Origin of the sequence: Mesorhizobium sp. M7A.T.Ca.US.000.02.2.1 (genome assembly GCF_003996995.1) — a bacterium.
Lineage (GTDB): Bacteria > Pseudomonadota > Alphaproteobacteria > Rhizobiales > Rhizobiaceae > Mesorhizobium.
In genome coordinates, this window is the sequence record NZ_RZTT01000639.1 from 1 (window position 1) to 2399 (window position 2399).

Genomic DNA, 2399 nt, shown 5'->3' on the forward strand with positions numbered 1-2399 from the left:
ATTTCCATGTTCGGAGATATCGAACGTGCCGTCTGCAACGACTTTCGCTGACCGTTGGATGTTGCCGAGCCCCGCAAGCGAGAGATAGGCATCCTGAGCAATATTCGTCTCGCCGGTGTAGGTGTTGACATTCGTCATCCGGACCACCGTCTTTGTATCAAGCGTCAGCGATCCGGAGCCGGAGACGACACCCGCTATGCCGAACCCGCCCTCATTCCCCATGCTCGTCGTGATCCTGCTCAGACCGGTCCCTTCGGGTGCGGATGAATCGGTAGAGAAGTTGCTGGCAGTGACGAAATGTGACGTATAAGCGGTATACTTCTTCTCCAGATCGAAAATGACCGATCTGTTTTTGAAGAAGTCAAGACCGGCAACAAAACTGGTCTGGTCATTGGGTTGTTCCGTCGTGCCGCTGGTGTAGGTGAAGTCGATATTGTCCAGCCTTACCGGATCGCCATCCGTTCCTGCGATTGTAACGCTCGGGATGTTGCCCGATGCGCTTACGATCTCGCGTTGCTCATTTCTCCGAACATTTTTAAGTTTGACGCCCGCATCCTGAAATTGCTTCAGCATCGCATCACTGATCTCCAGACTGCCACCGCCCGGTGTGCCGGTGTCGAGCAATACCGCGGTCTTGTTGGGGTCGGTGATTGGTGGGGCTCCATCCTTAACCGTGTACTGCAGATTGTAGCTGCCTTCGTATTCGGTCGAGGCATTGGCGCCAGAGCCAGGAAAATTCTGATAAGAATCCTGATCTTTTTCCTCGGGTTCTCCCCATGGCATGGCATTAGTATATTGGGCCCGGAGGCTTGGATTGAGGTTGACAATCGTGCAGGGGGAACAGCCAGGCGTTTGGTCGCTCTCGGAATCCGGATTCACATTGGCGGAGACCACGTAGCCAGACCTGGTGACACTGCCCATCATGCCCCAGACACTTGTCTTGCCAAGAAAATCGCCGGCCCCGAATGTACCTGCGAAATCGCCGCCTTCGTCTGCCATCTTGCCAGCGGTCATTTTCGCCCGCTGCTCCTTATCGGCGTGATAAGGTTCTTGGAGATCCTGACCATACATATCTTTAAGTCCATCCGTCACGGATCCCGGCGTGCACTTAAGATTGTTGTCCTTGCAATACGCATGGGTATAGACAAAATCGAGAATGCGAGCAGCCCGGTATTTCTTATCGCTTACAGACGGCCCGTCGATTGTTATCTTTTGATCTGGATCGACATATGTAAATTTATCAATTTCCACGTTCTGAAGCTTATTACCATACGTTCCGTCCCCGTACGTATATACGTAAGGCGTGTCGGCAATCGGGCGGACCCCGGTCACCTCTGACCCGATCTGCGTGTTGAGCTGGTCCGAGCCCGTGTCGAATACGTATCGCTGCGCGTTGCCATTGTTGATCTTGGCCCAGATGCCCAGGCGGTCATGGCCTTCCCCGACATACTCCAGCGGGATCGAAATCGGGTCGTCGGCCAACGCTTCTCCAGTTGGAAATGCTACCAGACCCACCCCGAGAGACACAGCCGGCAGGAATACCGTCGTCATCGCGGTGGTTGCCGCCAGAAAGTTCTTTGTCCTGAAACAAGCCTGCATACCTGGTCCTCGAAAAAGTCTCGCAAACTGATTGATCATTGGAACGGCCTCCTGAATTGTTTAACGAGACCCTTTATGGCGGCCCTGGCTGACAACAGCCTGAAAGCTGCAAGCGGCCTGCGAGAATGGGGCGATCCTGAATGACGACAGATGCTGTCAACAATGGATGAGTGCTCGGCCTGAAAGCTGAGCACGCGTTATGCTCAGGCTGCTGACAAGGCCAAAGCAGCGTAAGTGCGGAGTGAAATCCAAGGTCCACATGGGTCGTCGCTCTTCCCGTGCGCCTGGGAAGGCGCCGGCCCGGCCAAGCTTTCCCAGATCGTCCGGATGGCGCACAAGATACCGGTTCAGGTCGATCGAGATGGAGGCCGAGGCGTATGCCAAGGCGGTCGACTGCCTGACGAAAGATCAGAATGCGTCGCTGGCGCTCTACGATTTCCGCCGGCAGCGAGCTCAGTCTCCTGCCGGGCATCCGTGTTTACTGGCGACGAGACACAAGATGTGCCCAAATTGCCACCAGACCGTCACCTGCGATGAGTTTCGGCAACTGATTTTGTCCTTTCAATCATCGCCACTTCCTGGCCGCGGCCAACATGGGCCACTCGAAGGCAGCAGACTGGCGGCTATATGGACGGGCTGTGAGCCCGAACCGGAGACATTGGCGAAATTTACGATCTCTATAGCAACGTCAAGGAGAAGCGCGAGGTGTTGCAGATGTGGTCAAATCACATCGAATGGCTGATCAAGCAGGCTGCGGATGACGCTCTGGCGGCGTAGCTGCTGGCATGGGCGGAAGATGC

1 protein-coding gene is annotated in these 2399 nt (G+C 55.2%); it reads right to left on the reverse strand.

What is annotated here, in order from left to right:
- The coding region (locus EOD15_RS32885) for a hypothetical protein (protein ID WP_148129771.1) at positions 1 to 1638 on the reverse strand (1638 nt) is incomplete at its 3' end.
- Positions 1639 to 2399: the final 761 nt, after the last annotated feature.